General features: G+C 59.8%; 22 protein-coding genes and 5 pseudogenes. 12 read left to right on the forward strand and 15 right to left on the reverse strand.

From position 1 onward, the window contains the following. Positions 1-94: 94 nt before the first annotated feature. Together AB3X86_RS34880 and AB3X86_RS34885 are read right to left on the reverse strand one after the other, a co-directional pair. Positions 95-1,453, reverse strand: a complete 1,359-nt coding sequence (locus AB3X86_RS34880; RefSeq protein ID WP_368599477.1) for an alpha/beta fold hydrolase — start codon at positions 1,451-1,453, stop codon at positions 95-97. A gap of 266 nt (positions 1,454-1,719) precedes the next feature. Then, positions 1,720-2,754 carry a GlxA family transcriptional regulator gene (locus tag AB3X86_RS34885; protein ID WP_368599495.1) on the reverse strand — a complete coding sequence of 345 codons (1,035 nt, stop codon included), beginning with the start codon at positions 2,752-2,754 and terminating at the stop codon, positions 1,720-1,722. A 105-nt stretch (positions 2,755-2,859) separates the two neighbouring features. On the opposite strand from AB3X86_RS34885, the pseudogene AB3X86_RS34890 reads away from it, so the two are divergent. From AB3X86_RS34890 to AB3X86_RS34905, 4 genes and pseudogenes are all read left to right on the forward strand, one after another. Beyond that, positions 2,860-2,949 (forward strand): annotated as a pseudogene (locus AB3X86_RS34890) (Tautomerase enzyme); the annotation flags it as partial. A gap of 101 nt (positions 2,950-3,050) precedes the next feature. Next, positions 3,051-3,527, forward strand: a complete 477-nt coding sequence (locus AB3X86_RS34895) for a hypothetical protein (RefSeq protein ID WP_368599478.1) — start codon at positions 3,051-3,053, stop codon at positions 3,525-3,527. Continuing rightward, on the forward strand, positions 3,524-4,024 hold the full coding sequence (locus AB3X86_RS34900) for a hypothetical protein (RefSeq protein WP_368599479.1): 501 nt from the start codon (positions 3,524-3,526) through the stop codon (positions 4,022-4,024). Before AB3X86_RS34895 ends, AB3X86_RS34900 begins: the two co-directional genes overlap by 4 nt. 81 nt (positions 4,025-4,105) lie before the next feature. Beyond that, complete coding sequence (locus tag AB3X86_RS34905; protein ID WP_368599480.1) at positions 4,106-5,071, forward strand: alpha/beta fold hydrolase; 966 nt, start codon at positions 4,106-4,108, stop codon at positions 5,069-5,071. A gap of 310 nt (positions 5,072-5,381) precedes the next feature. On the opposite strand, the gene AB3X86_RS34910 is transcribed toward AB3X86_RS34905, so the two are convergent. Continuing rightward, positions 5,382-5,642 carry an FAD-dependent monooxygenase gene (locus tag AB3X86_RS34910; protein WP_368599481.1) on the reverse strand — a complete coding sequence of 87 codons (261 nt, stop codon included), beginning with the start codon at positions 5,640-5,642 and terminating at the stop codon, positions 5,382-5,384. 686 nt (positions 5,643-6,328) lie between these two features. On the opposite strand from AB3X86_RS34910, the gene AB3X86_RS34915 reads away from it, so the two are divergent. Continuing rightward, positions 6,329-6,751, forward strand: coding sequence for a DUF3224 domain-containing protein (locus AB3X86_RS34915; RefSeq protein WP_368599482.1), 423 nt, complete (start codon positions 6,329-6,331; stop codon positions 6,749-6,751). A 232-nt stretch (positions 6,752-6,983) separates the two neighbouring features. Here the strand turns inward: AB3X86_RS34915 and AB3X86_RS34920 are convergent, their stop codons facing one another. After that, positions 6,984-9,482 carry a filamentous hemagglutinin N-terminal domain-containing protein gene (locus AB3X86_RS34920; RefSeq protein ID WP_368599483.1) on the reverse strand — a complete coding sequence of 833 codons (2,499 nt, stop codon included), beginning with the start codon at positions 9,480-9,482 and terminating at the stop codon, positions 6,984-6,986. Positions 9,483-10,000: 518 nt separating this feature from the next. On the opposite strand from AB3X86_RS34920, the gene AB3X86_RS34925 reads away from it, so the two are divergent. The 3 genes from AB3X86_RS34925 to AB3X86_RS34935 all read left to right on the forward strand — a co-directional run bounded on the left by AB3X86_RS34925 (position 10,001) and on the right by AB3X86_RS34935 (position 11,701). Then, positions 10,001-10,783 carry an ABC transporter substrate-binding protein gene (locus tag AB3X86_RS34925; RefSeq protein WP_368599484.1) on the forward strand — a complete coding sequence of 261 codons (783 nt, stop codon included), beginning with the start codon at positions 10,001-10,003 and terminating at the stop codon, positions 10,781-10,783. A gap of 163 nt (positions 10,784-10,946) precedes the next feature. Further along, positions 10,947-11,273 carry a DUF190 domain-containing protein gene (locus tag AB3X86_RS34930; protein ID WP_368599485.1) on the forward strand — a complete coding sequence of 109 codons (327 nt, stop codon included), beginning with the start codon at positions 10,947-10,949 and terminating at the stop codon, positions 11,271-11,273. Positions 11,274-11,416: 143 nt separating this feature from the next. Further along, on the forward strand, positions 11,417-11,701 hold the full coding sequence (locus tag AB3X86_RS34935; RefSeq protein WP_176380468.1) for a hypothetical protein: 285 nt from the start codon (positions 11,417-11,419) through the stop codon (positions 11,699-11,701). Positions 11,702-11,730: 29 nt separating this feature from the next. Here AB3X86_RS34935 and AB3X86_RS34940 read toward each other — a convergent pair whose 3' ends face one another. The 4 genes from AB3X86_RS34940 to AB3X86_RS34955 all read right to left on the reverse strand — a co-directional run bounded on the left by AB3X86_RS34940 (position 11,731) and on the right by AB3X86_RS34955 (position 13,491). Beyond that, positions 11,731-11,979: a hypothetical protein gene (locus tag AB3X86_RS34940; protein WP_176121607.1), complete on the reverse strand. Its 249-nt coding sequence runs from the start codon at positions 11,977-11,979 to the stop codon at positions 11,731-11,733. Between the two features lie 157 nt (positions 11,980-12,136). Continuing rightward, a complete protein-coding gene (locus AB3X86_RS34945) occupies positions 12,137-12,565 on the reverse strand; it encodes a VOC family protein (RefSeq protein WP_368599486.1) in 429 nt (142 codons plus the stop codon). A 118-nt stretch (positions 12,566-12,683) separates the two neighbouring features. Next, positions 12,684-13,163, reverse strand: coding sequence for an SRPBCC family protein (locus tag AB3X86_RS34950; protein WP_368599487.1), 480 nt, complete (start codon positions 13,161-13,163; stop codon positions 12,684-12,686). Further along, a complete protein-coding gene (locus tag AB3X86_RS34955; protein WP_176111653.1) occupies positions 13,156-13,491 on the reverse strand; it encodes a helix-turn-helix transcriptional regulator in 336 nt (111 codons plus the stop codon). Before AB3X86_RS34955 ends, AB3X86_RS34950 begins: the two co-directional genes overlap by 8 nt. A 320-nt stretch (positions 13,492-13,811) precedes the next feature. Here AB3X86_RS34955 and AB3X86_RS34960 point away from each other — a divergent pair. After that, positions 13,812-14,015 (forward strand): annotated as a pseudogene (locus AB3X86_RS34960) (group II intron reverse transcriptase/maturase); the annotation flags it as partial. An 856-nt stretch (positions 14,016-14,871) separates the two neighbouring features. Here AB3X86_RS34960 and tatA read toward each other — a convergent pair. The 3 genes and pseudogenes from tatA to AB3X86_RS34975 form a co-directional block, all read right to left on the reverse strand. Beyond that, the gene (gene tatA / locus AB3X86_RS34965) at positions 14,872-15,084 is read right to left on the reverse strand and encodes a Sec-independent protein translocase subunit TatA (RefSeq protein WP_176122729.1); all 213 of its coding nucleotides are present in this window, start codon (positions 15,082-15,084) and stop codon (positions 14,872-14,874) included. Positions 15,085-15,458: 374 nt separating this feature from the next. After that, positions 15,459-17,744, reverse strand: a complete 2,286-nt coding sequence (locus AB3X86_RS34970) for a hypothetical protein (protein ID WP_368599488.1) — start codon at positions 17,742-17,744, stop codon at positions 15,459-15,461. 660 nt (positions 17,745-18,404) lie between these two features. Next, a pseudogene (locus tag AB3X86_RS34975) lies at positions 18,405-18,766 on the reverse strand (integrase core domain-containing protein); the annotation flags it as partial. Positions 18,767-19,274: 508 nt separating this feature from the next. On the opposite strand from AB3X86_RS34975, the gene AB3X86_RS34980 reads away from it, so the two are divergent. The 3 genes and pseudogenes from AB3X86_RS34980 (at position 19,275) to AB3X86_RS34990 (ending at position 21,407) form a co-directional block, all read left to right on the forward strand. Beyond that, positions 19,275-19,892, forward strand: coding sequence for a hypothetical protein (locus AB3X86_RS34980; protein ID WP_368599489.1), 618 nt, complete (start codon positions 19,275-19,277; stop codon positions 19,890-19,892). Positions 19,893-20,172: 280 nt separating this feature from the next. Continuing rightward, positions 20,173-20,582: pseudogene (locus AB3X86_RS34985) on the forward strand (IS21 family transposase); the annotation flags it as partial. 432 nt (positions 20,583-21,014) lie between these two features. Beyond that, complete coding sequence (locus AB3X86_RS34990; protein WP_368599490.1) at positions 21,015-21,407, forward strand: hypothetical protein; 393 nt, start codon at positions 21,015-21,017, stop codon at positions 21,405-21,407. A 349-nt stretch (positions 21,408-21,756) separates the two neighbouring features. Here the strand turns inward: AB3X86_RS34990 and AB3X86_RS34995 are convergent, their stop codons facing one another. The 4 genes and pseudogenes from AB3X86_RS34995 to AB3X86_RS35010 all read right to left on the reverse strand — a co-directional run bounded on the left by AB3X86_RS34995 (position 21,757) and on the right by AB3X86_RS35010 (position 24,908). After that, complete coding sequence (locus tag AB3X86_RS34995) at positions 21,757-21,906, reverse strand: hypothetical protein (protein ID WP_368599491.1); 150 nt, start codon at positions 21,904-21,906, stop codon at positions 21,757-21,759. Positions 21,907-21,985: 79 nt separating this feature from the next. Further along, entirely contained in the window at positions 21,986-22,540 is a 555-nt protein-coding gene (locus AB3X86_RS35000) for a hypothetical protein (RefSeq protein WP_368599492.1), read from the reverse strand. Between the two features lie 531 nt (positions 22,541-23,071). Next, positions 23,072-23,266, reverse strand: a pseudogene (locus AB3X86_RS35005) (nuclear transport factor 2 family protein); the annotation flags it as partial. A gap of 100 nt (positions 23,267-23,366) precedes the next feature. Further along, a complete protein-coding gene (locus tag AB3X86_RS35010; protein ID WP_368599493.1) occupies positions 23,367-24,908 on the reverse strand; it encodes a phospholipase C in 1,542 nt (513 codons plus the stop codon). Between the last annotated feature and the right edge of the window lie 1,183 nt (positions 24,909-26,091).

Raw genomic sequence — 26,091 nt, forward strand, 5'->3', positions numbered from 1 at the left:
CGCCCGGCGCGGCGGTTTCATCCGCAGGGCGAGCCGACTATTGAGGCGATGCTGCTAGCGACCGCTGAGCCGCCGGCGCATTCGTCAGAGCGCTTCAAACTTGGGCGCGCAAGGACCTTAACCCCGTGCGCACTTCGTTCGCGAAAATCATCGGTTCTTCCCACGCGGCAAAGTGCCCGCCAGTTTCGGGCTTGTTGAAATAAATCAGATTGTGATATGCCTTTTCGGTCCAACTCTTTGGCGCCTGGTAGTTCTCTCCCGGAAACGCGCTCACAGCGGCGGGCACATTGACGTCTGCCGCGAGGAAGAAATTCGCGTGTGATTCCCAATAGAAGCGAGCCGCCGAAACCCCCGTATTGGTGAGCCAATAGAGTGTGATGTCGTCGAGCACGTCGTCACGCGTGAGCGCACCTGCGGCATGACCGTTGACGGGATGACCGAGCACTGCCGCGCTCAACGCCGCCGCGGGCTGGCCGTAGCCATCGCCATGATCGAGCAGCCACGACGCCAGCGCGACCGGCGAGTCGGCGAGTCCGTACAGCGTCTGTGGGCGTGTGCCCATTTCGAACGCGTAACCGCGCTTCTTCTTGAAGTTGGCGCTCAACTGTTCGTACGCGTGCTGCTCCTCGTCCGATAAGCCGGCAGGCATCGCGTCGCCCGCGGCCAGCGACTTCAGAACCTCTGCGGGAACGGAAGCAGGAAAGTTCACGTGAATCCCCATCAGTTCGGGCGGCGCCTGTTTAGCCATGGTGTTCGTCACAATGCCGCCGAGATCGCCGCCCTGCGATGCAAAACGCTGATATCCGAGCCGCTTCATCAACGTGACCCACGCGCGGGCGGTGCGCTCCGGACCCCAGCCCGTTGTGGTTGGTCTCGCTGAAAAACCATAACCGGGCAATGATGGAATCACGAGATGAAAGGCGTCCGAAGCCGGCGCGCCATACGCAGTCGGATTGACGAGCGGATCGATGATCTTGAACTGTTCGATCACCGAGCCGGGCCAGCCGTGCGTCACGATCAATGGCATCGCGTTGTCGTGCTTCGATCGCACATGGATGAAATGGATATCGAGTCCATCGATCTCGGTGACAAACTGCGGATACGAATTCAGCCGCGCCTCGCATTTGCGCCAGTCATAGCCGGTCGCCCAGTATTGCGCGAGCCCCTGAATGGTGGCGAGCTGAATACCCTGCGATTCGTCGGATACCGTCTCGCGATCCGGCCATCGCGTGGCCTTGATGCGACGCCGCATGTCGACGAGCTGCGAGTCGGGAACATGAACGTGGAGCGGACGAATTGCGGACCTGTCGCCGTTCGCGGGTTCCACGATTTTGCCGACTTCCGGGTTTGCATCTGCGAACGCGAGGCGGCTCAGCGAGCCTGCGGCGAGCGCCGCGGCGGCCACACCGACGAAGTGTCGACGCGATGCGGATTGTGGGGTGTCTTTTGACATGGAATCGATCTCCTGCCTTGATCAGCGTGTTGCGTTGCAAGTGAAGTCTGCGACGTACAGCTTCACGAAGTCATACGTGCGGTTCGCGGCCCGGCGTTCGGCTCGCGTCGGGCGTATTTGACCGGATGAACGTATCGCGTTTGTGTCCCGAGAGCTGGATGTGTGTAAGCGCGCGTATCCAGTCTGTTTGCAGATACGTTGGGATACAAAGGAAGACCTGGGCGAGAGGGAGGGGCGTGACGACGGGGGGGCGATACAGCGGAGCCTCAGCCGCTTTTGCTGTCCGGATCGGCTTCGATGTTCTTCACGCCACGCGAAGACCGCATTCGATATTCACTCGGGGACAATCCAGTCTTGCGCTTGAACAATTGTCGAAATGTGCTGATATCGCCATAGCCGACACGCTGACTCACCGCCTCAAGCCCGATTGGCCGCGTTTCCAGCAAGCGTTTCGCGACCTCGATGCGCAGATTTTGCAGATACGCTAACGGTGCTAGCCCGACGGCGTCCTTAAACCGGCGATTGAGTGTGCGTTCGCTGACAGCAAGCGATGCCGCCAGTTCGCTCAACCGGAATCCCTGCTGCAACGTAGCTTCCATCTGCTGCTGGGCGCGCGCGACGAGCGTGTCGGTATGCCCATGTTCGTCGAGAAGCGTTGCAAAGGAAGCCTGCGACGTCCGGTTCATGTCGATCAACAGCGCCTTCGCAGTCATCGTAGCGAGTTCTGCGCTGGCGAATGTTTCGACGAGCCGCACCGCGAGATTCAGGTACGAGGTCACGGAGCCGCCCGAGATGATGCCGTCTTGTGCGATCAGAAGTTCGTTTGCGCGAACTTCGACACGCGGATAGCGGCGCGCGAAGTCCGACGCTCTCGCCCAGTGCGTCGTTGCGGCGCGGCCATCCAGCAGGCCGGCCTCGGCGAGCAGGTAATTCGCCGTGCAATAAGCCGCCAGAACAGCGCCTGCCTTGCGTTGGCGCCGCAGTGCGGAAGACAGCTCGTTCAACCGTTCGCGGCGCCCGATGAACTCGTCGATGTTCGAGAAAAACGGTGCTGTCAGCAGAACGGCATCCGCGCGTTTGCGTGGGTCGATTTTTCCGTCGACCTGAATGGTTTGACCCGATGCAGCCGTAACGGGACGCCCGTCGAGCGATTCCACGCGCCACACGAACATGGGTGCGGACGTCGTGCCCGCTGCAGTCCTGCGCGCATGGAACTGATTAGCGGCGCTGAAGACGTCAACAGGCCCCGCGACGCCGGACGCGAGGATTCCGTCATAGACCCAGATGCGGACGATAGCCATACGCGTGTCTGAAATTCCTCGAATAATGGCGATGCTGCCACTTCTGGCCACGCCAGTAAACCCTGATCATGGCCACATCCGATCAACTGAAACAGGAGCAGCAACATGCCGATGATCGACGCACTGTGGCCCGAGGACGCCTTGACGCCTGAGGCCGAAGCCCGACTCGTCAAGGAACTGACCGACATCCTCATCAGCTCGCGCGACGCCGCCTCGAAAAGGCACACTTCACGCTCGAAGCAGCGCTCGAGGCCACCAGCGCAGGCATCGCGCGCAAATCGTAACGGAGTTCCGGCATGAAATTCAACGACACAGCCCCCGTGATGGCACCCGCTGGCGGTCCGCCGCTCTGGCTGACGAACCTCGCTGAAAACGCAACGCTCGAAGCCACCGTCCTGAAGCGTCCGATCGAAGGACGAGCCGACATTCTTTCCGTGATCAAACACGCGGTTTCGCTCTACGAATTCCAGCATCACAGCTATAAGGGCGCGATTGGTGACGGTTTGTATATGGAGTCTTATCGCTCGCAGATCCAAGGTGTGCCGATTGAGACGCTTGTCGTCGCCCACATAAACGAACAGGGCGAGACGGAGGCCGTCGTCATCAACCATCGTCCGCTCAATGCGATGCTGCTGTTTTCGAAACTGATGTGGGAGCGGGTCGACGAGCGCTTCCGCGATCGCTATCTGACGGGGTCGGAAGCCGCGGCGCTGAATACGGGATCGGGGGTGGTCTCACGCGAGGCAGGGGGCGCCGAAGCGATAGTTCGATGACTGATGTTCCCGATGGCGCACGCGATCGCTGTCGCGTGACCGGCCTGACTGACCGTCTGAAGCCTGCACTCACAGCCGGTATTCGAGGCCGCATGACGAAACGGTTTCTTTTAAATTTGACAACAGCCTCTGTGCTGGTCGCTTCTGCTGGAGTTTCCATGGCGCACACCCCTCCGATGCCATCCACGCCAACCACGAAGATCCTGGCGATTGGTACCTTTCCGCCGGGCACGGACATGCAACTCGTCCAACACATTCTTCCGTCCGAAATTCAACAGACGGCGCAGCTCTACCTCGAGGGCAACATTGATCAGTGGTATTCACTGCAAGACCGGGCTGGGGTGGCCTTCATCCTGAACGTTACCGACATGAGTCAAGCACATGAAATGCTCGAGGCACTTCCATTGGGGAAAGCGCACTTGATGACATTCTCGCTCCTCCCAATAGGTCCCCTGAAGCCGTTGAGCAAGCTTTTGACTCCGCCTTGCCCCCAGTAGAAAGCGCTGGAGCGTACCGGGTTGCTGCGCCGCCGCTTTTCGGCGCGCCATGGAGTTTCACACTGAACGAGAGCTACGATCATGTGCAAACTTGTAACGAAGGCGACGGTCTTCTCCGCAGCAGCTGTGGGCGTTTCCGCACCGAAGATTGTACCGACGTCATCCTCGGCGCCGAAGCTTGAAGTCGGCGAGGTGCACGTCAATCCTGACGTTACGCTGCGTCATATGGTCTATCGGCCTGCGCATCCAAAAGGTACGGTGCTGTTCCTGCACGGCTTCCCGGAGACGATGTATGCCTGGAAACCGATTGCCGAATCTCTGTCCAGCGACTACGAGGTGCATGCGTTCGACTGGCCGGGCTACGGACAGTCTTCGCGTCCAGGCGCCGATCGCTTTGCTTACGCGCCGAAGGATTATGCCGACGTGCTGGCAGAATATATCCGGGCGTCTGGCATCGACAGTTCGAAGCTGGTGATCTATGCAACCGATATCGGGGCCCTGCCCGCGCTGCTGGCGGCATTGGAGCAACCCGATATCGCCAGGCAGATCATTGTGGGCGACTTTGCCCCATTCAACCGCCCACAGTATATGTACGATAGCCTGCAGGGCCTGAAGTCAAAGGCTTCGTCCGACGCCGTGCGTGCCGCGATGAACAGGAACCGTGACGAAATCCTGGCAAACACATTCTTCCGCGGCATGTCGGCAGAGGAGCGCTACGCGTTGCCTCAGGAGTTCCGGGACGATATGGCGAAAGGCTGGGGCGGTGATGTCACGTCGGCAGACGCCTTCTTCCACTACTACTCATCCTTTACCCGCGACCAGGACTACTTCGAAGCCAATATGGAAAAGCTGAAGGTCCCTGTGAAGGTGGTATGGGGCGAGCAGGATATCTATATCAAGAAGGAAATGGGCGTCGAGTACGCCGACCGTAGCGGTCTGAAGCTTTTGGTCCTCCCTGGACTCGGCCACTTTCCGCATCTGCAAGCGCCTGAACAGACGGTGAACGAAGTTCGGGCTGCGTTCAGCGCGGGCAGCAATCCTGTTTGACCAGGGCGAGGTTTCCGACACCGCCATACCTCGTTTGCCGTGATTCAAACTCAGCCACCTGCAAGGCTCGTTCGACCATGGCTGCGACTTGTTCGAGAGAACAGAGGCGTCCGCTTATGGTTCGCCATCCAGTTCTCCCATTTACAAGCCGCTCGGTGCAGGCGCACGTCGGAATCGAGCCCGGTCAGCAAGGCCACCAAGGCGTGCGCCGACAAACCATACTTCGTGAACCCCGGTATCAGGTTGTCGCGCAGAAGGCCGGCGAGCTTCGGCCGGCCGTGCACGAGTTCCGTCAGGAGCCTGGTGTGGCTCACGACCTACATGTACGGCGTGGTGAAGCCGCCCGTGGTCCTCGAGGCGCCCAGGCTGGTTCGCCAGAAAGTCGGCTGCGCAGTGCGCGAAGACCCAGGCGTCCTCGATGCCAAGGTGCATCACCCCGCGCGGCCACGGGCGAATGGATGTGCGCGGCATCGCCCGCGATTGCGACCGGCCGACCATCTCCCTTACCGCGAACTGGTGACTGATGTGGAAATTTCGACGTCCAGGATGTCGGGGACCTTGCCGAATACACGCCAGACCTTGTGTTCGAGGCCCACGAGGAAGAGGAGGCCGCCCTTTTAAAAGCAAACGTGCACGCTCTCGAGGTTCAGGGACGTCTCGAGCCCGGTGTCGATCGAGGGCTTCATGGTTCCCCTCCGCGCGGCAACTGGGCGGCCGGCAAGCGTGCCACAGCATGGCGGAGAAAGAGGAGCAAAGGCCGTTTCCCAGCGTCCGCGTCGTTAGGGTTGAGAATTAAGGCTGGCCGGCCTTCCGGCGCCTCGTTGGAGGCTGGACCGCAGTTCTGTTGCGAAATCCCGCAGGGCCGACGGGCTGCTTTCATGCCCTTTGACTGTCCGTACGGGGTGCGAGCTTTCATTTCCCGGTCAAGTTCTTCGTCTCGTCGGAAGTGGATGGATATCATCAAATGAATCGTCGCGCCGTCGGGCCACGTGGATTTGAGTGTCGATCGCCGGCGCCTCGGCACGATGATTGCGCGGGCTGGAAGGTGACCGCGACGCGCCCGGTCAACGCGTGAAGCTGATCCATTGACGGGTTTGCAAACCCCAGGTAGATCGGAGCGCTGACCTTGTGGTCGGAGACGCAATCATCTGTATTGCAGGGAGAAATATGATTAGCTTCCGAGCTATTGCATCGTCGTTGATCGCCTGTCTCGGCACATCGCCGTCGGCTGGCCCTCGGCCGGCGAAGGAGGCCAATATGGCTCCTGCAGGGCCCCACGCGGCGCCGCGCACGCGTGCCTCGGCAAAAGTCGCTGTACGAGCATTGGGGGCCACGCCCTACGATCAATCCGCGAAACCCGCCTTGGTAGAGATCAACATTGACGAAACATTTTCTGGGGACATTGAAGGTGACTCGCATGTTCGCGCATTGCAGGTTCGACGCGACGATCGATCCGCAAGTATGGTCAGCGTGCAGAGGGTTCGCGCAAAGCTGGGCGGGCGCAATGGTAGCTTCGTGCTTCAAGGGTCCGGAATCGTCGAGAACGGCAAGATTAAGGCGACATGGTTCGTTGTTCCCGGATCGGGGACAGGCGATCTTGCGCTGTTGTGCGGCGTCGGCGGATTTGCGGGCACGTTCGGGGAACAATCCGAGGCGCAGCTGGATTACTGGTTCAATTGATTCCGAGCATGCAACAGAGACGTTTCTTCCCACCTCGACAATGACGGCGGGTTCGTTGATCGGTTGAAGTATGAGTTCGGCAATCCACTGCGCGTGGCTCAGTCCAGAAGCGATACAACGGTCGCATAAGCCCTTGGACTTAAGCGCCTCAGCCAAGGCTACCTCTGCGTACCTCGGGTCACTCCGTGAAGCCATGCCCTTCGGTTGTTTGTCCCCGCGATGATCGTTCCCCTCAAGGAGCGACTTGCCAACGCAGTACCGGATGGGTCGCGCCGGCCGGGAGTGCCCAGACGCCGGTTGAGCTGAAGTCGAACGTCGGGCCGAAACTAGATGGCACGCTCATCTGCGCGGTGGTGAGTCCATTCGCGATCGGCACCGGAGTACCCGTGCCCACGCCGACCGTGGCCCCGGTTGTCTGCGTGTCCCAGTAGACGTCGTTGGCGATCGTGCCGGTGTTGCTTAGCGCCAGGCCGAACGGCGGGGGGCCACGACCGGCCAGGACCATTTGGGTGACTGTGCCGGTCGCGAAAGATTGCTCGATCGTGCCGGTGTTGCTTTGAACGAGCGCCGCGCTCCCCGTGCCAAAGCAGGGGAAGCCGCCACCACCACCGCAGTAGTCGGGCGCATACGTAACGGAGCCGGTCGCATATGACTGCGTGATCAGACCGTCGTTTGTGCCGACCAGACCGCCGGCGCCCAGACCGTGAGCCGCGGAATTCACGGTGCCCGGTCCAAACGACGGCGGGATGTCCGGGCTTTGCGATTCATACGACTGCCGGATTACGCCGGTGCTGAAGTTGTATCCGACGAGGCCGCCCAACACGCCCTCGCTCACCATCGCCGCGTCGCTGGACGAGCGTGTGATCGTGCCGTAATTCGAGCCCACGAGACCGCCGCTCATCGCATCGATCGAAACGAAAGGTTCAGATAAGGAAAGGCTGCCACTCGTCTGGGCGCGCACGATCTGGCCGTCGTTGACGCCGGCCAGGATGCCGAAGGAGCCATAGCCGCTGATGCTCACGAAGCCGCTCACGCTGACGTTGCGAACGACGCCCGTCGCGCCGACCACACCGAATAGACCACTGGCTGCCTCGGGATTCGCCGGATTGCCCGTGGCGGGAACACTCTGCCACGCATTCAGATTCGAGATCGTATGGCCCAAGCCGTCGAACTGTCCGGCGAACGGCGCGGCGCCAGTTCCGATCGGCACATAAACGCCAGTGCCGCAGCAACGTGGCGTGCCGATGTCGATGTCCTTGCCGAGCGCATAGTTGCTGGCGAGATCGAGCGAAATGTTTTCCAGATCCGCAAGTGAATTGACGAGCTGGTAGCCGGTAATCTGAGTGATCAGTCCGCTGTCGGTCGGCGCTGTCCAGGTCGTGTTGGCGAGCAGTGTCCCCGGCGTGTAGGTGCCGTTCATGTCGTAGAGCGCGCTGACCGTCCCGGTGCTCTTCGACCAGTCGATCGTGCCGCCGTTCGTCACGCTGCCGCCGTTATCGATGCCCGTCGCGTCCGCGCGCAGCGTAAGGTTGCCAGAACCTGTGTCGCGGATCGTCGCGCCCGGAGAAAGCGCGACGTTGTGGTAAGCCGCGAGCGTCAGCGCCGACGCACCGCGCCAGTCGATGTCGGATGCGATCAGCAGGTCACCGGCCGCACCGTTGGGGCCGGTGGTAGAGAGTTCGACCGTGCTCCCTGCATTCAGGCTGCGTTGGAGCGCACGCGCCACTGAAGCGTCCACGGTAAGCGATGGCGTTGCGATGTTCCATCGACCGGCGTACACGGCGGCGCCGCGCTGGAACGACAGTTGCGCTGCCTCGGTATCGACCGTTCCTCCACTGCCGTCCGGGTTCTTCGCTACGATTGCGCCTCGTTGCGACACCGTGCCGTCGTCCGCCACGAGCCACACATGCCCGTTGCGAGTCGCACTGCCCGTCGCACGGATGCGCGCGCCGCCGCCCGCGAGTGCATAAACGTTGCCGTCCGCGGCTTGCAGGCTGATCTGCGCGGCGCGCGTGGTACCCGAATCGACCACGTTGCCCGCGCTGCCCGCCTGGACGAATACCTGTTGGCCGCTCGACGAATCCTGCAGCAGCACCTTCGACCCGGCCGCGAATTCCGCCGTACCGTCAGGCGCATTGACGGTGCCGCCGTTGATTACGGTCCGCGCGATCAGGAACACGTCGCCGCCACTGGAGCTGATTTTCCCGAGATTCACGACTACCGCGTCCGAGTTGCCCGACAGGGTGAGCGCGCCGCCATTCATGAACGCACAGTTGTCCGTGTCCAGCGTCGATGCGACGAAGCGTCCACCCGTCGTCACCACGCCGGATGGACCCACGACGATACCTTGCGGATTGACCAGATACACGCTGCCCGTGGCACTGAGCTTGCCGAAGATCGCGGAGAGCGAGCCTCCCGTCACGCGGTTCAGCGTCGCACCACCGCCGTTATTGAACGTCACGCTATTGCTTCTGCCGATCGAGAAGCTGTTCCAGTCGATCACACCACGTGTCGAACCGGATTGCGTGATCACGAGGCTGTTGCCTGCGCCCGCTATCGTGCCGGTGCCGGCGACGTAACGGCCGCCTTGCGGCAGGCTACCCGCCGCGAACGCCACAGGTGTGAGGGACAGTCCAGCCAGCGAAATACCGATGGAGAGCCAGAGGGGTCCGCTCGACTGCCGTCGACTCGGGGTGCGTGGCGTGGGCCGAGGTTGTTCCGGATGTGACATACAGCTCCCTTTCCGCGTGCGTGCGGAATGGTTAGCGACGACCCCGCAGAGCCGGCCGGAAAGGCGTGAGTCGTCGCATATGAAGAATAGCAGTTGGCGTCGCGGGTGCATGCCGATTTCTCAGCGCATTGCGCCTTCCTGGCAGGACTTTTGCGACATCTGGTACGCGGCGGGACTCATGTTGCGCGTCGACGGGATCCGACGGCAAATTGCGTCAAGGCGTCAAGAGCAAAGATGTCGGACACGGCATCACCGGCGTTGCCAGTGACGGTCAACTCAACCAGCCACCGAGGAAGGGCAGAAGCACCGGGCGGACAAACGCCGACATAGTGCCGTTCATCGCCATTCCCAGTCCCGAGTAGGCGCCGGCCGGCCTATGCGCGGCCTGCATGAATTGATTTTTTGAATGAATTTGTGCAGACGGCCGGAACACGGTCGAATGTCGGCTTTCTCGCGGCCGGCGTATAACGCTGCGCCGCCTGTTTGAATTCATCAAAAAAAGCCGATAAGGAGCAACAATGAAAGCCATCTTGGCCACCCTGACGATTGCACTGCTGGCCGTATCGTCCGGGAGCGCAATCGCCAAGGATTGGTCGACCGTGCGGTTCGGGGTCGACGCGAGCTATCCGCCGTTCGAATCGAAAGCCGCTGACGGCAAGCTCGTCGGCTTCGATATCGATCTCGGCAATGAGATTTGCCGCCGGCTAAACGCGAAATGCGTGTGGATCGAGAATTCGTTCGACGGCATGATTGCCGCGCTGAAAGGCCGCAAATTCGACGGCGTGCTGTCGACGATGTCGATGACGCCCGCGCGTCAGGCGCAGATCGGGTTCTCGTCGAAGGTGTTCCGCATTCCGACGCGTCTCGTCGCGAAGAAGGGCTCGTCGATCGAGCCGACGCCGCAAGCGCTGAAGGGCAAGCGCATCGGCGTCGAGCAGGGCTCGATTCAGGAAACCTACGCGAAGACGTATTGGGAGCCGGCCGGCGCGGTGATCGTGCCGTATCAGGATCAGGATCTGGTGTATTCGGATCTGCTTGCCGGCCGTATCGACGCGTCATTGCAGAACGCGGTGCAAGCCGATATCGGCTTTTTGCGCACCTCGCGCGGCAAGGACTTCGGATTTGCCGGCAATCCGCTTTACGACGCGAAAACGCTCGGCAGCGGCACGGCGATCGGTTTGCGTAAAGAAGATACCGATCTGCAGGAAAAGATCGACAAAGCCATTGCCGATATCCGCGCCGACGGCACTTACGACCGCATTGCGAAAAAGTATTTCGATTTCGACGTGTACGGTCAGTGAGCCGGGACCGCGCGGCACGTGGCCAGCTTCGACCTGGCACACGCGCGGCCCGACATCTAAACTGTTCTCATGACCTTCCTGAGCCGTGATGTGGCGAGCCGGTATGCCGAATCGGTTGCAACCGGCGCTTGCCCGGCCCGACCCGCATTGGGGAGGCACTGACATGCACGGCTTTCAGATCACGTTCTTCACCCAGCAGGGGCGCAGCCATCATGGCAAGCCGCTTGCAGACTGGCTCGTGCGTCTCGCGAGCGAACTCGGCCTGCGCGGCGCGACCGTGATTCCGGCTTGCGAAGGCATCGGCCATCATCACCGCATTCACTCCGCGCACTTCTTCGAGCTTGCCGATCAACCGTTGTCCATCGTGATGGCGGTGACGAGCGACGAAGCCGATCGGCTGTTCGATCGTCTTCGCGCTGAGGGTTTGTATCTGTTCTACGTGAAAACGACGGCCGAGTTCGGCGTCGTCGGAGAGGACGACGAGGCTTGATGCCCCCTTCTCGATGGCAAGTCCCGAACCTCGTTTTCTCGACCTGGTCCGTGTACGCGCGAGGGTATCCAGCCGCACAGGGCTGGGATGGGCATGTCGAATGCTTCGCTACTGGAGCCGAGTCATCCCAGGGAGAGCGAATCATGCGACAAGTTGCGACAAACATGCTGATCGCGCTATCGGCCATTGCGTTGATGGCGGGCGCATCCGGCTGTAAGCGGTCGGCCGAGAACGGCCGCATCTCGACGGGCCAGATGAGCAGCGGCGTGATGAGCAATTCGGCGAGCCCGCGTGGCACACCCGGCGATAGCGACGCGGCGAAGCGTGCGAACGGCGAGGCGGGCGCGGCAGCGAGCGCATCGCCCGCCGCGAGCCACGCCGCGGCGGTCCACAGCACGCCGGCGAGCGGGGCGTCCGCGACGCAGTAGGCGTCGCTCAGGCCCGGCGCATCGCAGAACTATTCGTCCAACGGATCGGGGTCGCCCAATGCGGAGTCGATCGCGCGCTGAGCATTGTCGACGGCCTCGCCGATCGCGGGCTTGCCGCGCAGCGCGGAGCGCGCATGCCGCGGAGCGGTCCAGTCTTCGAGGTCGCGAGCGTCGGTACCAGTGCGATCGATTCGCGTGGTGATCGACGAACCGCCGGCCGGGTCGTCCTCGACGAGCACGGTGATGGTGAAGCCGCGGTGGAGATGAACTTCCTGCATCGACGGTTCTCCTGGCTGGTTCGCTTTCGGGGCAGCATGCGCCGTTCCACGCGCTCGGGGGCTCCTGCTCTTATCTATTTCGTCCCGGTTTCGCCTGAATAGAAGGGGACGCGGAACCGCGCGCAGCAGGTGACTCAACGAAGGCCCGCTCCAAAGGCTATGCCGCGGGCTCCTCGTGCCGCACGTTGACCATCCACGGCACGCCGAAGCGGTCGATCAACGTACCGAAGCCGCTGGTCCAGAAGGTCTGCTGAAACGGCATCGTGACCTGTCCGCCATCCGCCAGCGCGTTGAAATATTTCTCGCCGGACGCCTGGTCGTCGGCGGTGACCGACAGGCTGAAGCCCGCATGCACGGTATCGCCGCCGCGGCAATCGCCATCTGACATCAGCACGTGCGTGTTACCGATGACGAGTGTCGCGTGCATGATCTTGTCGGCGTGTTCGGGCGCGACCGGGCGAGCGGGATCGGGCGGCGCGTCTTTCGCGCGCAGCTTCAGCAACTCCTGCGCGCCGAGCGCCGAACGATAGAACGCAATGGCTTCCTCACAACGGCCATTGAAGAACAGATAGGGTTGGATTTCCATGCTGGTTTCCTAAGACGGGCGAGGGTAGACAGACGATTCTATCAGCGTGCTTTCGCGGACGGACGGCTTTCGAGCCTGCGATCAAGCGATGCCTGTCGCGCTTCAGTGTGCCCCCGCTTCATGCCTTCCCGGCATGATTGCCGCCATTGGCTGGATAAGCCTCCTGCAACGCAATCGAGCCGGTTTCCAGCAGCGATTTGAGGTTGGACATGATCTTCGGCCATCCGCCCGACACCGCCTCGATGAACTTCGACTGATCGCGCTCGATCGTATGCGTGAGCGTCAGCTTGACCGCCGTTCCGCTCGGTTCGAGCTCCATCGTGCAGCGCGAATCGCCTTCGGCCTGCAGCTCCGGCCGTTTTTGATGCCGCCAGCGAATCACGAGGCGCCGCGGCGGCACAGCCTCGATGATCTCGCCCGCGTCGAAAGTCTCCCCCGCGCTCGACACGAGTTTCCACGACGAGCCCGCCGTCCATTCGCTATCGCAGCGCATGCCGAACCAGTACTGCTTGATGAACTTCGCGTCGGTGAGCGCCGACCACAACTGTTCCGGCGTGGTGCGGATATAGGTCACGTAGACGAATGTCGATCTAGTCATTGCCTTTCTCCAGGCGTCGTTTCAGGGAAGAGAGCGCCTTCAGGCGCGGTTTTTCGAACTTGGCAATCCAGCGCTCGTAGATCTGCTGCAGCGGCACTGGATTGAGGAAGTGCAATTTCTCGCGCCCGCTGCGCACCGTCACGACGAGGTTCGCCGCTTCCAGCAGGCCCAGATGCTGCGTCACGCCTTGCCGCGTCATGTCGAGGTGCTCGCACAGGTCGTTCAGGGTCTGGCCGTCGTGCGCATGCAGCACGTCCAGAAGCTTGCGCCGGCTCGGATCGGCGAGGGCTTTGAATAGCAGGTCTGTGTCGTCGGGGAGCTCGGCCATGAACGGCTATAGGCAAGTAATCTGTTGCATTTACTATAGGCAAGAGATTGCTTGCATGTCAAGGAGAGTGAGGAAGCCTCGTAGGTCCCATATGAGCGCACAACAAAAACTGCACCAACGGCCGGCGCCGCATTCACGTGCAACAGAGTCTGCTCCAAACGCCAACATCGAGTTGCGGCGCATCATTTCGGATAGTCAGTAACTATTGACCGGAGGGTTCTCGCCGATCTGGCATCGCGACGCGGTGACTTTCAAATTAGCGTCTGATGGGGGCGGGTAAAAGTTTTGTTATGCGACACCCGACGGTGTCTAGCTTTCACCTCGAAGGCGAACTGAAGCTCGCGCTGAATACGGAGAAGACCCATATCACACACGTGAACGACGGCTTCGTCTTCCTCGGTCGCCGCATCATCCGCAAGCGTGGACCACGCGGTCGCATGCGGCCGGTGACGACCATTCCGTGGGAGAAGTATCGGGGCTTTGCCGAGCGGTTAGTCAAACAACTGTCGGGCAATTACGGCGATGAACCTAAAATTGCGGCGCATGTCGGATTTTCCAGCGAGTGGTGTTGCGTCGGCAAAACGCGGCGGAAATGGTCGGCGCTCCAATGGATGATGTGGATCGAAGACAGGCCGTCTACGCGGGCTTTTAAAACAGAAACCGCGAAGTCTGCAGTGGCGCGATGCTGACGTTGACGCTGTCGAGGAATGCGACCAGATAACAGAGGAATATTGATGGCGCGATAGGTCACGCGACGCGCCGAACAAGAACTCATCTGCATCGGCCTGCGGTGCGATTGCCATGTAATCCACGTCCCGAATGAAGTCCGCACTAAGTCGCCGCGTTTCCGAAGGGGTCGTTCCGAGCATGCGACCAGAAATCCATGCGATGGACGTAATTCAGCTGGCGTACGATCGAAGCCTATCGAGCGCCGTCTTGAAGCTGTCGGTGATAGTTGTCGGTCTCCGCGTGGTGATATCGACGTACACATGCGTGAAGTCGGCGATTGATGCTGTGTCACGACTCATGCTGCTTGGGGTACCCAGGAACTGGCTTCGTCGCTTGTAGACGTTGTCCAACGGGGCCTGCAGAATCGTTAAAGAAGCATTTTAGGTCAGCAATGTGGCGGATTGCCGACGGTGGAGCTATCGAGCGGCCGGACGCCTGCTACCTGCATCGCCGAACTCACACTCTCAACCATCAACTGCCTTTGGAGCCGGCACCGGAGGCTCGTTATTGTTCACATTGAGTGGGACGATCTCGGCGCGGCCGCTTGGCAGGATATCGGCGAGATAGGGGCTTGTACCGAGCACACCGCAGAAACGAGCGAATTTCCGTAAACCGGAGGCTGTGGCTCTGGATGCTAATGTGGCGGGTCCGTTACTTCGCGATTACATCCTTCGCTTGAACATCAATCGTCGGCTGGGCCGCGGCTGCATTAGTGGTCGACGGTGACCCACCACCCATGCCTTCCTTGAATGCTTTGAAGGCACCGCCCAGGTCGGAACCGGCGGTACGTAATTTCTTGGTGCCGAAAACAAGCGCAATAATGGCCAGAACGATTAGCCAATGACCGATGCTGAGACTTCCCATATCAAACCTCTAGAACTAGAAAAACGTTGAACGATGACGCGCAGCTTTTCCGCACGTCCCGGAAACTAGTAGCGGGTTCCGGTGTAGCCCCCATTGTGAAACTCCGGAGCGATCCCGTCTCATTGAGCCACTTGCGGAATCGAAACCGTGATTGCCGCCACCAATGCGTGTCACCCGCAGACTCAAGAAAGCTCCGGTCGTCCCAGCCGTGATTTGCGTTCGCAGCGTTCGAAGCGTTCGCTGCCGACGCAATTGCGCACCTTCTCAAACGCAGAAGCCAGGTGTGAAAACGCTAGCGTTTACGCACATTCGGCATATCGAGACATGCTAGTGCCGTGACGATCGCGAATACCGACTCTGGCGTCCGCATCGGCTCAGGTGTCAGGATTGGCTGCGACGAAGCTCTGGAACGCACCGTAAGTCGGCTGGATCGGTATCAGACTGTTCGAGACGATGCCGAACGTCTGGTCACCACTCGTCAAGTCGTAGTACATCACCGACTGAACCGCAGACGTCTTGCGCGCCGCATAGAATTCGCCGAGTTGCTGATTGACGTAGGTCGCGCGGAACGCTTCGGTATCTTCGGGGGCAGCGTTCCATTCGGAGATGATGAACGGCACTCCATAGCGCGCCTTGCAGTAGATCGGCAGGTTGAAGCCTGGACCGGCACCGTCCGAGCCCACATCGAAGATATCGCCATAAGGCTGGTAGTTGTGCCACGTCGTGATGTCCCAGCGAACCTTAGGGTAACCGCTCGTTCCATTCGGCTGCAAGCCATCCCAGAGCATGTCGGAAGCGGCGACGTCCGCCACGCAGAAGTTGATACCGCACTTGGCGTTCGGCTGCACGGATTTGATGCCATCGATCATGCCGCGCATCGCGCCGCGCATGATCGGCCAGTTCGCGTTGTTGAAGTCGCCCCTGCCTGTTCCGGCTGTTGCCGAATTCAGGATGATCGCCCCGTCGCGGGTCAGTTCATTGCCACATTCGTACATCGTGACGCCATACGGCGCCAGCGCCGTGGCAATCGCCGCAGCCCCTGAGAATGAAGCCTGATAGGCCGCCGATTCACTCGTGTACAGGTTGTTGTTTGTGTCACGGAGCCCGTATTCGACGAGCGGGAAAAGCGTCAGTCCGGCGGACTTGAAAGCGCTTGCCAGGGCTACCAACGCGTTTATCTGAGTCGGCGTATTGAAAACGCCGACGCGATACGTCGTGCATCCTAGCGCACGCAGCGCGCCGACGACCTGCGCGGGCGTAAACGTATAATCGTAGTGCCCGTTGATGCCGTAGAACGCGCCCGGCGTCGCCGCCGCGGCGATACGCGGGTCCGTACACGGTAACCAGTTGCCGTTCCATGTCAGGACAGAGAACTGCCCGCCCGTCCCCGACTGGTAGATCATGCCGCCATACCACAACAGCAGGCTCACGTTGGAGGAGGACGGATCCTTGACCTTGTTCTTGTAGATAGAGCCGTTCGAAAGCGTCCAGATGTTGCTGGACTTGTCGATGATGTAGGCGGCGGACGGAATCGTCGTGCCGTCTGCCGAAGTGCCGCCAAGGCGCGGATCGATACAGGACGTCCATCCCGACCCAAGCCACTGATAGAAATTGCCGCTCGTGTTTTCCTGGTACACGCTGCCGTTGTACCACAGCAGCATTGTGACGTTGTACGAGTAGGGGTCTTTGGTCCCGTTCCTGTAGATATACCCGTTGGAGGTCGTCCACACGATGCCGGAGGCGTCGATAATGGACGTCGCCGGCGGGGTTGTCGTGCCGTTGGCCGAAATATTACCTCCGACGCGCGGATCGACAGAGGGTGTCCAGCCCGTCCCAAGCCATTTGTAGAAATCCCCGCCCGTGTTCTGCTGGTAGACGCTGCCGTTGTACCACAACAGCAACGCGACGTTGTACGAGTAGGGGTCTTTGATTCCGTTCCTGTAGATATACCCGTTGGAGGTCATCCACACGATGCCGCTGGCGTCGACAATGGACGCCGCAGGCGGGGTTGTCGTGCCGTTGGCCGAAGTGCCCCCGAGGCAGGGATTGGAAGCCGGTGTCCATCCCGACCCAATCCACTGATAGAAATCTCCGCTCGTGTTCTGCTGGTAGACGCTGCCGTTGTACCACAGCAGCATCACGACATTGTACGAGTAGGGGTCTTTGGTCCCGTTCCTGTAGATATACCCGTTGGCGGTCATCCAAACACTGCCGCTGGCGTCGACAATGGCGGACGCCGGCGGGGTTGTCGTGCCGTTGGCAGAAGTCGTACCGTTGGCCGCAATGAGGCGCGGATCGACAGAGTTTGTCCACCCCGTCCCAAGCCACACATAATAATCACCGCTCGTGTTCTGCTGGAAGACGCTGCCGTTGTACCACAGCAGCATTGTGACGTTGTACGAGTAGGGGTCTTTTGTCCCGTTCCTGTAGATATACCCGTTCGAGGTCGTCCACACGATGCCGGAGGCGTCGACAATGGACGCTGCCGGCGGGGTAGTCGTGCCGTTAGGTGAGGTGGATACGCTGGCGTTTGCCTTGGCCGCACTGCTGTTGCTGCCAGGCGCAGTGGCGTCGCTGTTGCTCCCGCCACCGCACGCCACCAGTACATAGCTGCTTGCAGCTGCCGTCACGCAGCCGAGAAATCGTCGTCGATTGATCACAGAAATAATCCGCAGCCGGAAGACCCGGCCAAATTCAGTTGGTAAGCACTCGAGTCACACGGGTCTGACGTGCGCCAGAAAGTGGTTGCATCTTTTAATTCGGTATGCTTATCAAACCGCTGCAATACGATCGGACGACGGCTCCCAGGCGTTCATCAAGGCGCCGCGTTTTCTATCGAACTGCTTGTCGGAGGGATTTCGATTACCGGAGCGATCCTCACTTGACCTGCCTTTGCGCAGTCAGCGAGCGAATTCGCAAAAAGGGAATAAGCGATAGTGGTTCAGTAACAATTACCTTTTCGAGCCTCTCATCAGGTAAGAGATACTACTGGATGTCGGCAGAAAGTGGGCCCGAGGTTAGAGCACGGCAAAAAATAGGCTTATTCTTCCGATAAAAAGGCGCCCGCAGGTTACTTTTTTCGCGGTCTGCGAATCGGAAGCGACGAACGTCCAGAGGGTGGTGGACGATGAGCACTTTTCCACGGGGCGGTCCTGCCTGCTCTGCGGCCGCGACGCTTCCAATTCCTTATCTTTCCAATGATCTTGGGGAGCGTTCAGGGCCGGAAAGTGACCTTGCCCCTATTTCACGAATCCCATAGCTGAAGTGTGTTAGCTGAAACTCGATCTGAGAGGTAGGCTGGGCCGATAGAGAAGACGCGATCAATGGGGAATGAGTTTCTCCCTGGCGAGTTGCAGTGAATCGAGCAAGCTGCGCATCGGGGCCTTGCTGTAACGCCATCGTCCTTGATGTTCACGTTCACTGTTGTACTGTCGAGCCACGCATCAAGATCAGTCTGCAACACGTCTATCGATTCGTAGATCTTCTTTCGGAAGGCCACACGATAGAACTCGTTGAGCATGGTTTTGTGCAGCCGTTCGACGATCCCGTTGGTCTGCGGCGACTTGGCCTTGGCACGAGTGTGATCGATATCCTCCACGGCCAGATACAGCTCATATTCGTGATGCTCGGGATTGCCGCAGTATTCCGTGCCGCGATCGGTCAGCACACGCAGCAGCGGGAGAGATACGCTGTTGTTGAATAAAAAGATTGCGAGGACAACCTCCTCGCGTAGCTCTAGAACCGTTTTTTACTTGTCCTCGTTATGTTCGTTTTCCAACACAACACGAACAACACAACAGGTTTTTTCCCAACGTGCGTAGTAAAAACATACGGCCCATCTATCATCTTCCTTGCACTATCAAAAAAATGACAGGACCCTATGAGAGACCCTGCCGTGAGCAAGTTCGCAAAACTGTTGACGTCCGTTGTGTCGCAACGAAGCGCCCGGAACTGCCGGAAGATCATACGGGGAGTAGCTGGCCAGATTCCCGAAGCTTTGTCGAGCAGTAGCCGCGACGCTCACCAGCCGGACTGACGATTAGAACGGTCGAGTCGGCAAGCCGTTAAATGCAACCGTCGGCACAGTGGGCTCTGGTCGGAAATTGGAAGGCCACGCGCCTCAAAGAACGATCACCGACCGCCGGCCAGGAGTCGGTCCGCGAAACCCTCATAAGGAAGTGAGGCCCGTCATGAACATGCTTACCATCACCGCTCGCCAGCTCTTGTTATATAGCCACACCCTCGTCTTCGCCTTCGCCATCGCGCGCGTGTTGCGGGAAGACGTGGCGCTGCTCACAGCTCGGCGCATTGATGCCGTCAGACTGGAAGCCACCGGACGTACCATTGCAGGGTTGCTCGGCCTGCTCTGGATAACGGGCGTCGCTATGATCCTGCTTGGCACCGGCTTACATATGGCTGTGCTGGTCTCCAAGCCGAAGCTGGCTGCAAAGCTGACAGTGGTATGCCTGCTGACGGCGAACGGCTTGCTGCTGCATCGAGTCGCGTTTCCGATGCTGACCACACCGCAGCGTCGCCCACGTAGGGCGGCGACGATATGCGTCTTGTTGGGGGCCATCAGTTCGGTGTCGTGGCTCTATGCGTCTTTTGTAGGCGTGGCGCGCCTTATCGCCCCGGCGATGTCCTATACGGCCTTTCTAGCCTTGTACGGGGTGGGGCTGGTGGGTGGGATCGGGACGGGGTTGGCGGTGGCGCGGCCGCGTGTGGAGCGGCTATTGGCTCCGTTGTCCGGCGGGGACGTGGTTGTCGGTTCGGCGCCAACCGGACGATTGAGCTTGCCGCCTTTTTAGCTCGACCCTGAAATACCGCCGCACGCAACGCCATCCGGTCGTCCAAGTCGAGCGCGGGCCTGGCGGTCTACGTCTCAAGAAGCCACTCGCGTTAAAGGAGTTGCTGCGCGCGATAGATGAAATAAGCGTGGCCACAAAATTGGGATGGCGGATCAGGAACGACCGTGCTTGCTGTCGTCTCGGACGTAGCGGTTTCTATGCAGTCCACGGGAATCCAAAGTATCCGAAGCGCACCAGTCCCAGTGTCATCGATGACTGGGCTGCGCAATTGACGGGTTGGCTCCGGGCGGACAGTCATCGACCGAAGCGTGACCGGCGCACACCCGCTTCATGTTCGAGGCAATCCGTGAACAGGGCTATGCCGGCAGCGATGGCCGTGTCAGCTCGTTCGTGCGGCGCTGGCGCGAGCGGCAGGGCGAAGCGCCGCGCAAGAAGGCCTATGTCCCGCTCGCCTTTGAGCCCGGCGAGGCGTTCCAGTTCGACTGGAGCTGTGAGTACGTCTTCATCGGCGGTCTGCGGCGCCGTCTGGAAGTCGCCCACGTCAAACTGAACGCCAGCCGCGCCTTCTGGCTGATCGCATATCCCACACAGAGTCACGAGATGTTGTTCGATGCGCACGCACGCGCATTTGCCGCGTTCGGCGGCGCGCCGCGTCGCGGCATCTACGACAACATGAAAACCGCCGTGGACACCCACCATTGCCACATCGTTGAAACAGGCAATGAATCGTGGCGCTTCAGGACCAGTTCTGCCAAAGCAAAAACGACGAGAAAGAGAGTTTCAAAGACGCTGAAAGGCGAGCAGCAGCTGCAAAGGTGGCTATGGACGCATGCCGCAACGCCGCCAAGATGGGGCCGCCCGGATGGGAACAAAAAGTGCTGGGCGATGACGACTGACATCAAGAGACTGACAGGTCATCATGAAAGACGATTCGGGAACAGCGCCCGCCGCGGATCCATCCGGACAACCGCAGCCCGCTTCAAAACCAAAACCCTCACCCGGCCTCGGGACACCACCCGATATCAACCCCAGCGTTTCCGGTGCGACACCGGCAAACGAAAACGTGCGAGGCGCGTCAGACTCAGCCTTCGCTGACGAACTGGCCAATGGAGCATAACTGCGATGAACAGCAAACGCGTGCCTCTAGCCGGCGATGTATCAAACAGCTCTGCGCAGGCGCTGAGCGAACTTGCCGCTCACACTACGGAACTGCTCGAAAGCAATTCTCTCGATGCCCGTTTTGCGCGGAAGCTTCTCAAACAACTTGCGAGAGAGGCGGAGGCCGCTGGCATCGATATCCTCGAAGACGCAACGCTCGGGACAACCCTTAAGCGCCTCAAGAAATCGGTGAACGCCACTCAGGCTGGCGAACTGGTGGCGGCAGCCGCGGAACTGAGAACAGAATCCGGCTCCACTGAGAATGAAAAGGCCGCGGGAAAGAAGAAACAGCGCAACAAACGATTTTCGCTAACTTTGCGCTCCAATGCCTTCAGACGTTCTCACTCGTCGTTGTGACGCCATCGCGCTCACTCGTGCAGTGTCTGCGGCGTGCAGCAGATCATCTGCGCAATCGGTTCGACCGCCGCCCCATTGACGGATGTTTGCTACGCTGATCGCACACCCGGCACGTCTTGCTCCGCGACTTCCAGGGAAAACTTCTATACCTTCCTGTTCACGGCTCCATTCTCTCGAGAGCTGGAGTCTGCACGGAATCCGCGGCGGTTGCACTTGTTGTCGGACGCCGCGGAGTGGCCCCGATCGACAGCGACGGGCCCGCAGCAGCTGGTCGAACTCGATTCGCCCTCGTCAAATATCACGACGATAGGGTTTGTCTCGGCAAACCCTCCGCGAATCATATTGGCAATTAGTTCAGCGCAAGTTTCTGCCGCGACCACGAGAACGGACCATAGGCATCGAGCCCGTTCGGTGCGTTCTTCGTCGGATCAAACGTGAACTTCGTCCATTCCATCGGCGCGGTCTGTCCGTGAACGATAATGCGGTGGAAGTTCGGCACGTTGTAATCCGTTCCCGCGGGGTTCAACACGTAGGGATCAAACGAGCATGGGGTAGCCTCAGTGAACGGAGTCGATGCGTCATAGACTTGCGTAGCGGGCCCGGCGTTTTCGTGGACGCACGCCTACCAGTGCAGTTGCCTTCTGTGCTTCCGCCTGATCGAACGCGTTGTTCAGCCAATCGATGGTTGCCTGCGTACGGTTCGCGACTTCCGTAGCCTGTCGCGCAGTCATATTCGCCCAGTCCGGAGTTTGCGGCTTCTTACCAGAGAACCAGACGTCAGTACCATTGTTTGAACCGCCCGGAATGTTGACGGTAGCGAACACCACGCCTTCGTTCGCCCACCAGACGTTTTCCACAAACTGTTTGTCGGCAGCGTTCGTCCCTTCCTGGGCCTGACTGTGAACCTGGAGAGCACCCGAGCCCAGTGTCGAGCCGGCAGCGGGAAAGAACAGTTGGCGAATCAGGGCCAAGTTATCCACTGGATCCCCAGGCTTATTGGAGCCCGCGCTGTAGCTCGGCTGGGGAATTCCAGCGACGTTGCCCAGCAGCGGGTCGGTATCAGAGTAGAAGCCAGCGATTTGCTTCGGCAGCTGACAGTCTTCCCATTCATTGTCACCCGGTGTATAGATCAAGGGCAGCTTGAACTCGCCGCAGTATTGTTGCCCCGCGCCCGCTGGTTCGCGGCACCCCTACCTGATGCCGTGACCCAAACCAGCGGGCCTGTCTTGCCTTCGCCGCCTGTGCGGCTTCGCCGTTTCCCCGGCACAGGGGTCCTGCCTTCCGTTCCTTTAGCGATTCCATCCGATCAGCCGGATGCATGGGAAGAGCATGCGGTCCGACTGTCCAACCTGCTGCCTGCCGGCGTGCATTGCGCTTCGCGCAAATCACCACCAATGTATTCGCGAGGTATCCCTGCCGTCGCGCTGCGCGGGTCGTCCCGCCCGATGCAGCTTCGGGGCTACCGTGCCGGCGTGACGCTTAGCGCGTCGGGGTTCGTTCGCCGCTGTGCGGTGACGCCCCCTCGCTATGGGCCGGGCAATACCTGATCCGCGTTCTTGTTGCGGAGATGGACAGCCTTCCGCGTTGCGCTAAATCGCCGGGACTAGGTCGAATTCGGCAGCCAGATTTGTCATACGTGATCTAACCTTGTAGGCCAATGATCTCTATGGCCGATGGGCCGCCGCTTCACGCGCCGTGTCGTGGTATTCCTTGAATTTTGTGACTCTTCCGTTTTCGATTGTGAAGACGTGAGCCCACTCGTCTTCATACGTAATGCCAGTTGAATTTACGTGCCAGCGATGGACTCCAAGCACGACCACCTTGTCTTCGCTGGCAATAAAATCGAGAGGTTCGAATCGTCCGATGCCGGCTCATAGTCAAGGCCTTTGTTCAGGCGGATGAGGATTGAGCCGCCGAGATGCGTGCGAGGACTGATGCCGCCCGCACGCATAGCCGCAGTTACTGATCGAACGAAGCGATCTGGCCCGTGCGGTCGTCGAGAATCAGACGTCCCGCACGCGGACCATGGTCAAAATCGAAGAACCCGTTCAACGACCCCGCAACCGCATCCGCGGAACCGCCGCCGATAGGCTGCAGGTTCCAGTTGTGTTCGACGAAACGAATGATCGAAGACTGGTCGGTCACCTGATGGTCGATGTAGTTGGTCCTGGCCCACGGCGATATCACCAGCAGCGGCAGCCGGGGGCCGTAGCCGCAGCGCCCGTTCTGCGTACCGCTTGCAGGATCGTTGGCCTTTGGCTGACCGCAGTTTCCGGGCGGGAGAAGCTGGTCATCCAGCACGTTGGACTGGAACACGATGGGGCCCATCACATGGTCATACCATCCATCCGAGTCGTCGTAGGCGACGATGACCGCGGTCTCACGCCACTCCGGTGAATGCATGAGGGCGTTGATCACATCGACGACAAACATCTGTTCGTCCAGCGGATCCGAATATCCGGCGTGGCCGTCCTGGAACGCTCGTGCTTTGAGGAAGCTCACCGCCGGCAGGTTGTGATGCGCGATCGCTGTGTAGAACCGATTCAAATCGTATTGATGATTGGCCTGATCCAACTTGCCAATCGCGGCATCGGAACTCGGTGGCAGGTGCTGCGGATTCTGCGTGCTCTTCCAATACTGGAAAAACGCATGATGGGGGATATAGTCGACGACGCTGGCGCCGGCGATGTTGTTATGGGTCGCCGCGCAGTTGTCGAAGCCTCCCATGAACGCGCCCCAGGTAAGACCAGCGGAATTCAACCGATCGCCAATATTCTCACCTGACATCGTGATCTGAGTGCGCTTGGGATCGGAGCACTTGTCACCGGCCGGATCCGGATCGCCAATGACCGCTCCGCTGGTGCCGCCATTGGCAATGTTGCCGCTCGTCAGAATGTTGTTGGTGATCGTTCCCATGTAAGTCGTGCCGGCCACGAGGTTGAGAAGACCGGGCGTTGACGGACCGAAACTCGTTCCGAACGAGTTATCACTCATCGCGTAATGCTGCGCATAGTTCCACAGCGCGGTGACGGTGTTGCCGTCGTAGTAGCCCAGTGTGCTGTTCGGACCGAGTATCGCATCGTTGCAACTGTGCGTGAGGAAGCGATCCATCAATCCACCGTGAAACGCGAACTGTTCGTCGCTGTAGCCGTGATCTTGATCGCAGGTCACGGGTACGCTGCGGTCAATCCGGAACGGATTCTGGCCGTTGGGATTGTTGGTCAGCAAGCCCGCGCTCAATAGCGTATTTGGCCTTGGCGTATCTTCCTTCGGGTTGCCAAAGTAGCGCGTGCCGTCCGTGTTTGGTTTCGCATGCGGATAGGTGCCGAAGTAGTGATCGAAGGAGACGTTCTCCTGAAAGATCACGACGATGTGCTTGATAGGTGTTCTGGTGGAGGATTCACTATCGGAATGGGCGGGTGTCGAGAGCAGCAGGCCACTGCTCACCGCAGTTACCAACAGTGCGGCAAGGGCAATTCGATTTGGTTTCGGCGTTTCCATTTTCGCACTCCTTCAGATTAATTGCCATTCGACAGGATTGACCCATCAAGCGATTTGTTGAGGACGACACGGCAGTCAGCTTGCGAAACTGCGATGGAACCAGCGTGAGAGGCTCAAGTCAGCGTAATCAGGCGGAATGGCATTTTGGTGACGCTGCTTCAATATTTTTGCGTACCCATTCTTCACAGCGTGGCGCGGTGGCAGTCAAACGTCAGATCAATCCTCGTCTAACCATTGCGGTTCCAAGTTTCGTGTAGGACGTATCTCTACCGGCGTTCGTGAAGCGGTTGCACCGTGGCCGGCGCGCACTCGTTGCATTGCTCGTCAGCCTGTCGTGCGGGGCAGGACACCGCAAGCCGTCTAGCCGGCCAGGTCTTCGGTTTCACGCGCTGTTTTGGATTACATAGCAGCTGCCGATTTGTCGGGTTTCATTCGACTGGTTACCCGTTCGTCTTGCGTCAGTGTGGTCAATCGCAATTTCTTTCCGGCGATTGCGTAGGAAAACTATGCTTTTCATCAAATGAGGTGCGCAGGCTAACCCCGCGAATGGCTGCCGAATAGCTGCACAGATTCCGATCGAGGCCACGCGCTCGATGTCGTCCATCTCGACAGTTCGTCGGGAGGATTTTGGTACTGCTGCCGATATCGCCGAACTTCGGCCGGGTGGCTTCCGAAATGCGAAGGCCGGCGTTTTCACAACCCTCGACCCGTTGCCGACGGTCTGTTCGTCGCGATTCCAAGGGCAGGTATCAGGGTGGAACGGCCATACAGCGCCTTCATCTATGAACTCGTCTTCGACCTTGACTGACCCGATAGGCAGTCGTGGCGCGCCTGCTGGTTGACCCACTACCGCCACAATGCAACAGGATGACTGTTCGCTGATGGTTGTGGATAGCAGCCGGTCTCATTGCGCCAGTTGCCACTGCAATATCGGATGCGTCGCTCCAGCGGGCATCGCCCAAACACCGCCTGGGCCAAAGTTGTATGTCGGACCGAAGCTGGACGGCGTGCTCATCTGCACAGTAGTCAAGCCTTGAGCGTTACCCAGGTTCGCGCCTGTCACGGATCGGCGTAATCGAGCCGGGGATGATCGGCGTAATGAGGCCACCTGGAATGGCCCCGAAACGCGATTTCGAAGGGACTCAAGAATGCGTTTTTTTGCCTGATTTTGCAACCGCGTTTT

The organism is Paraburkholderia sp. BR14374 (assembly GCF_040948685.1).
Taxonomy (GTDB): domain Bacteria; phylum Pseudomonadota; class Gammaproteobacteria; order Burkholderiales; family Burkholderiaceae; genus Paraburkholderia; species Paraburkholderia youngii.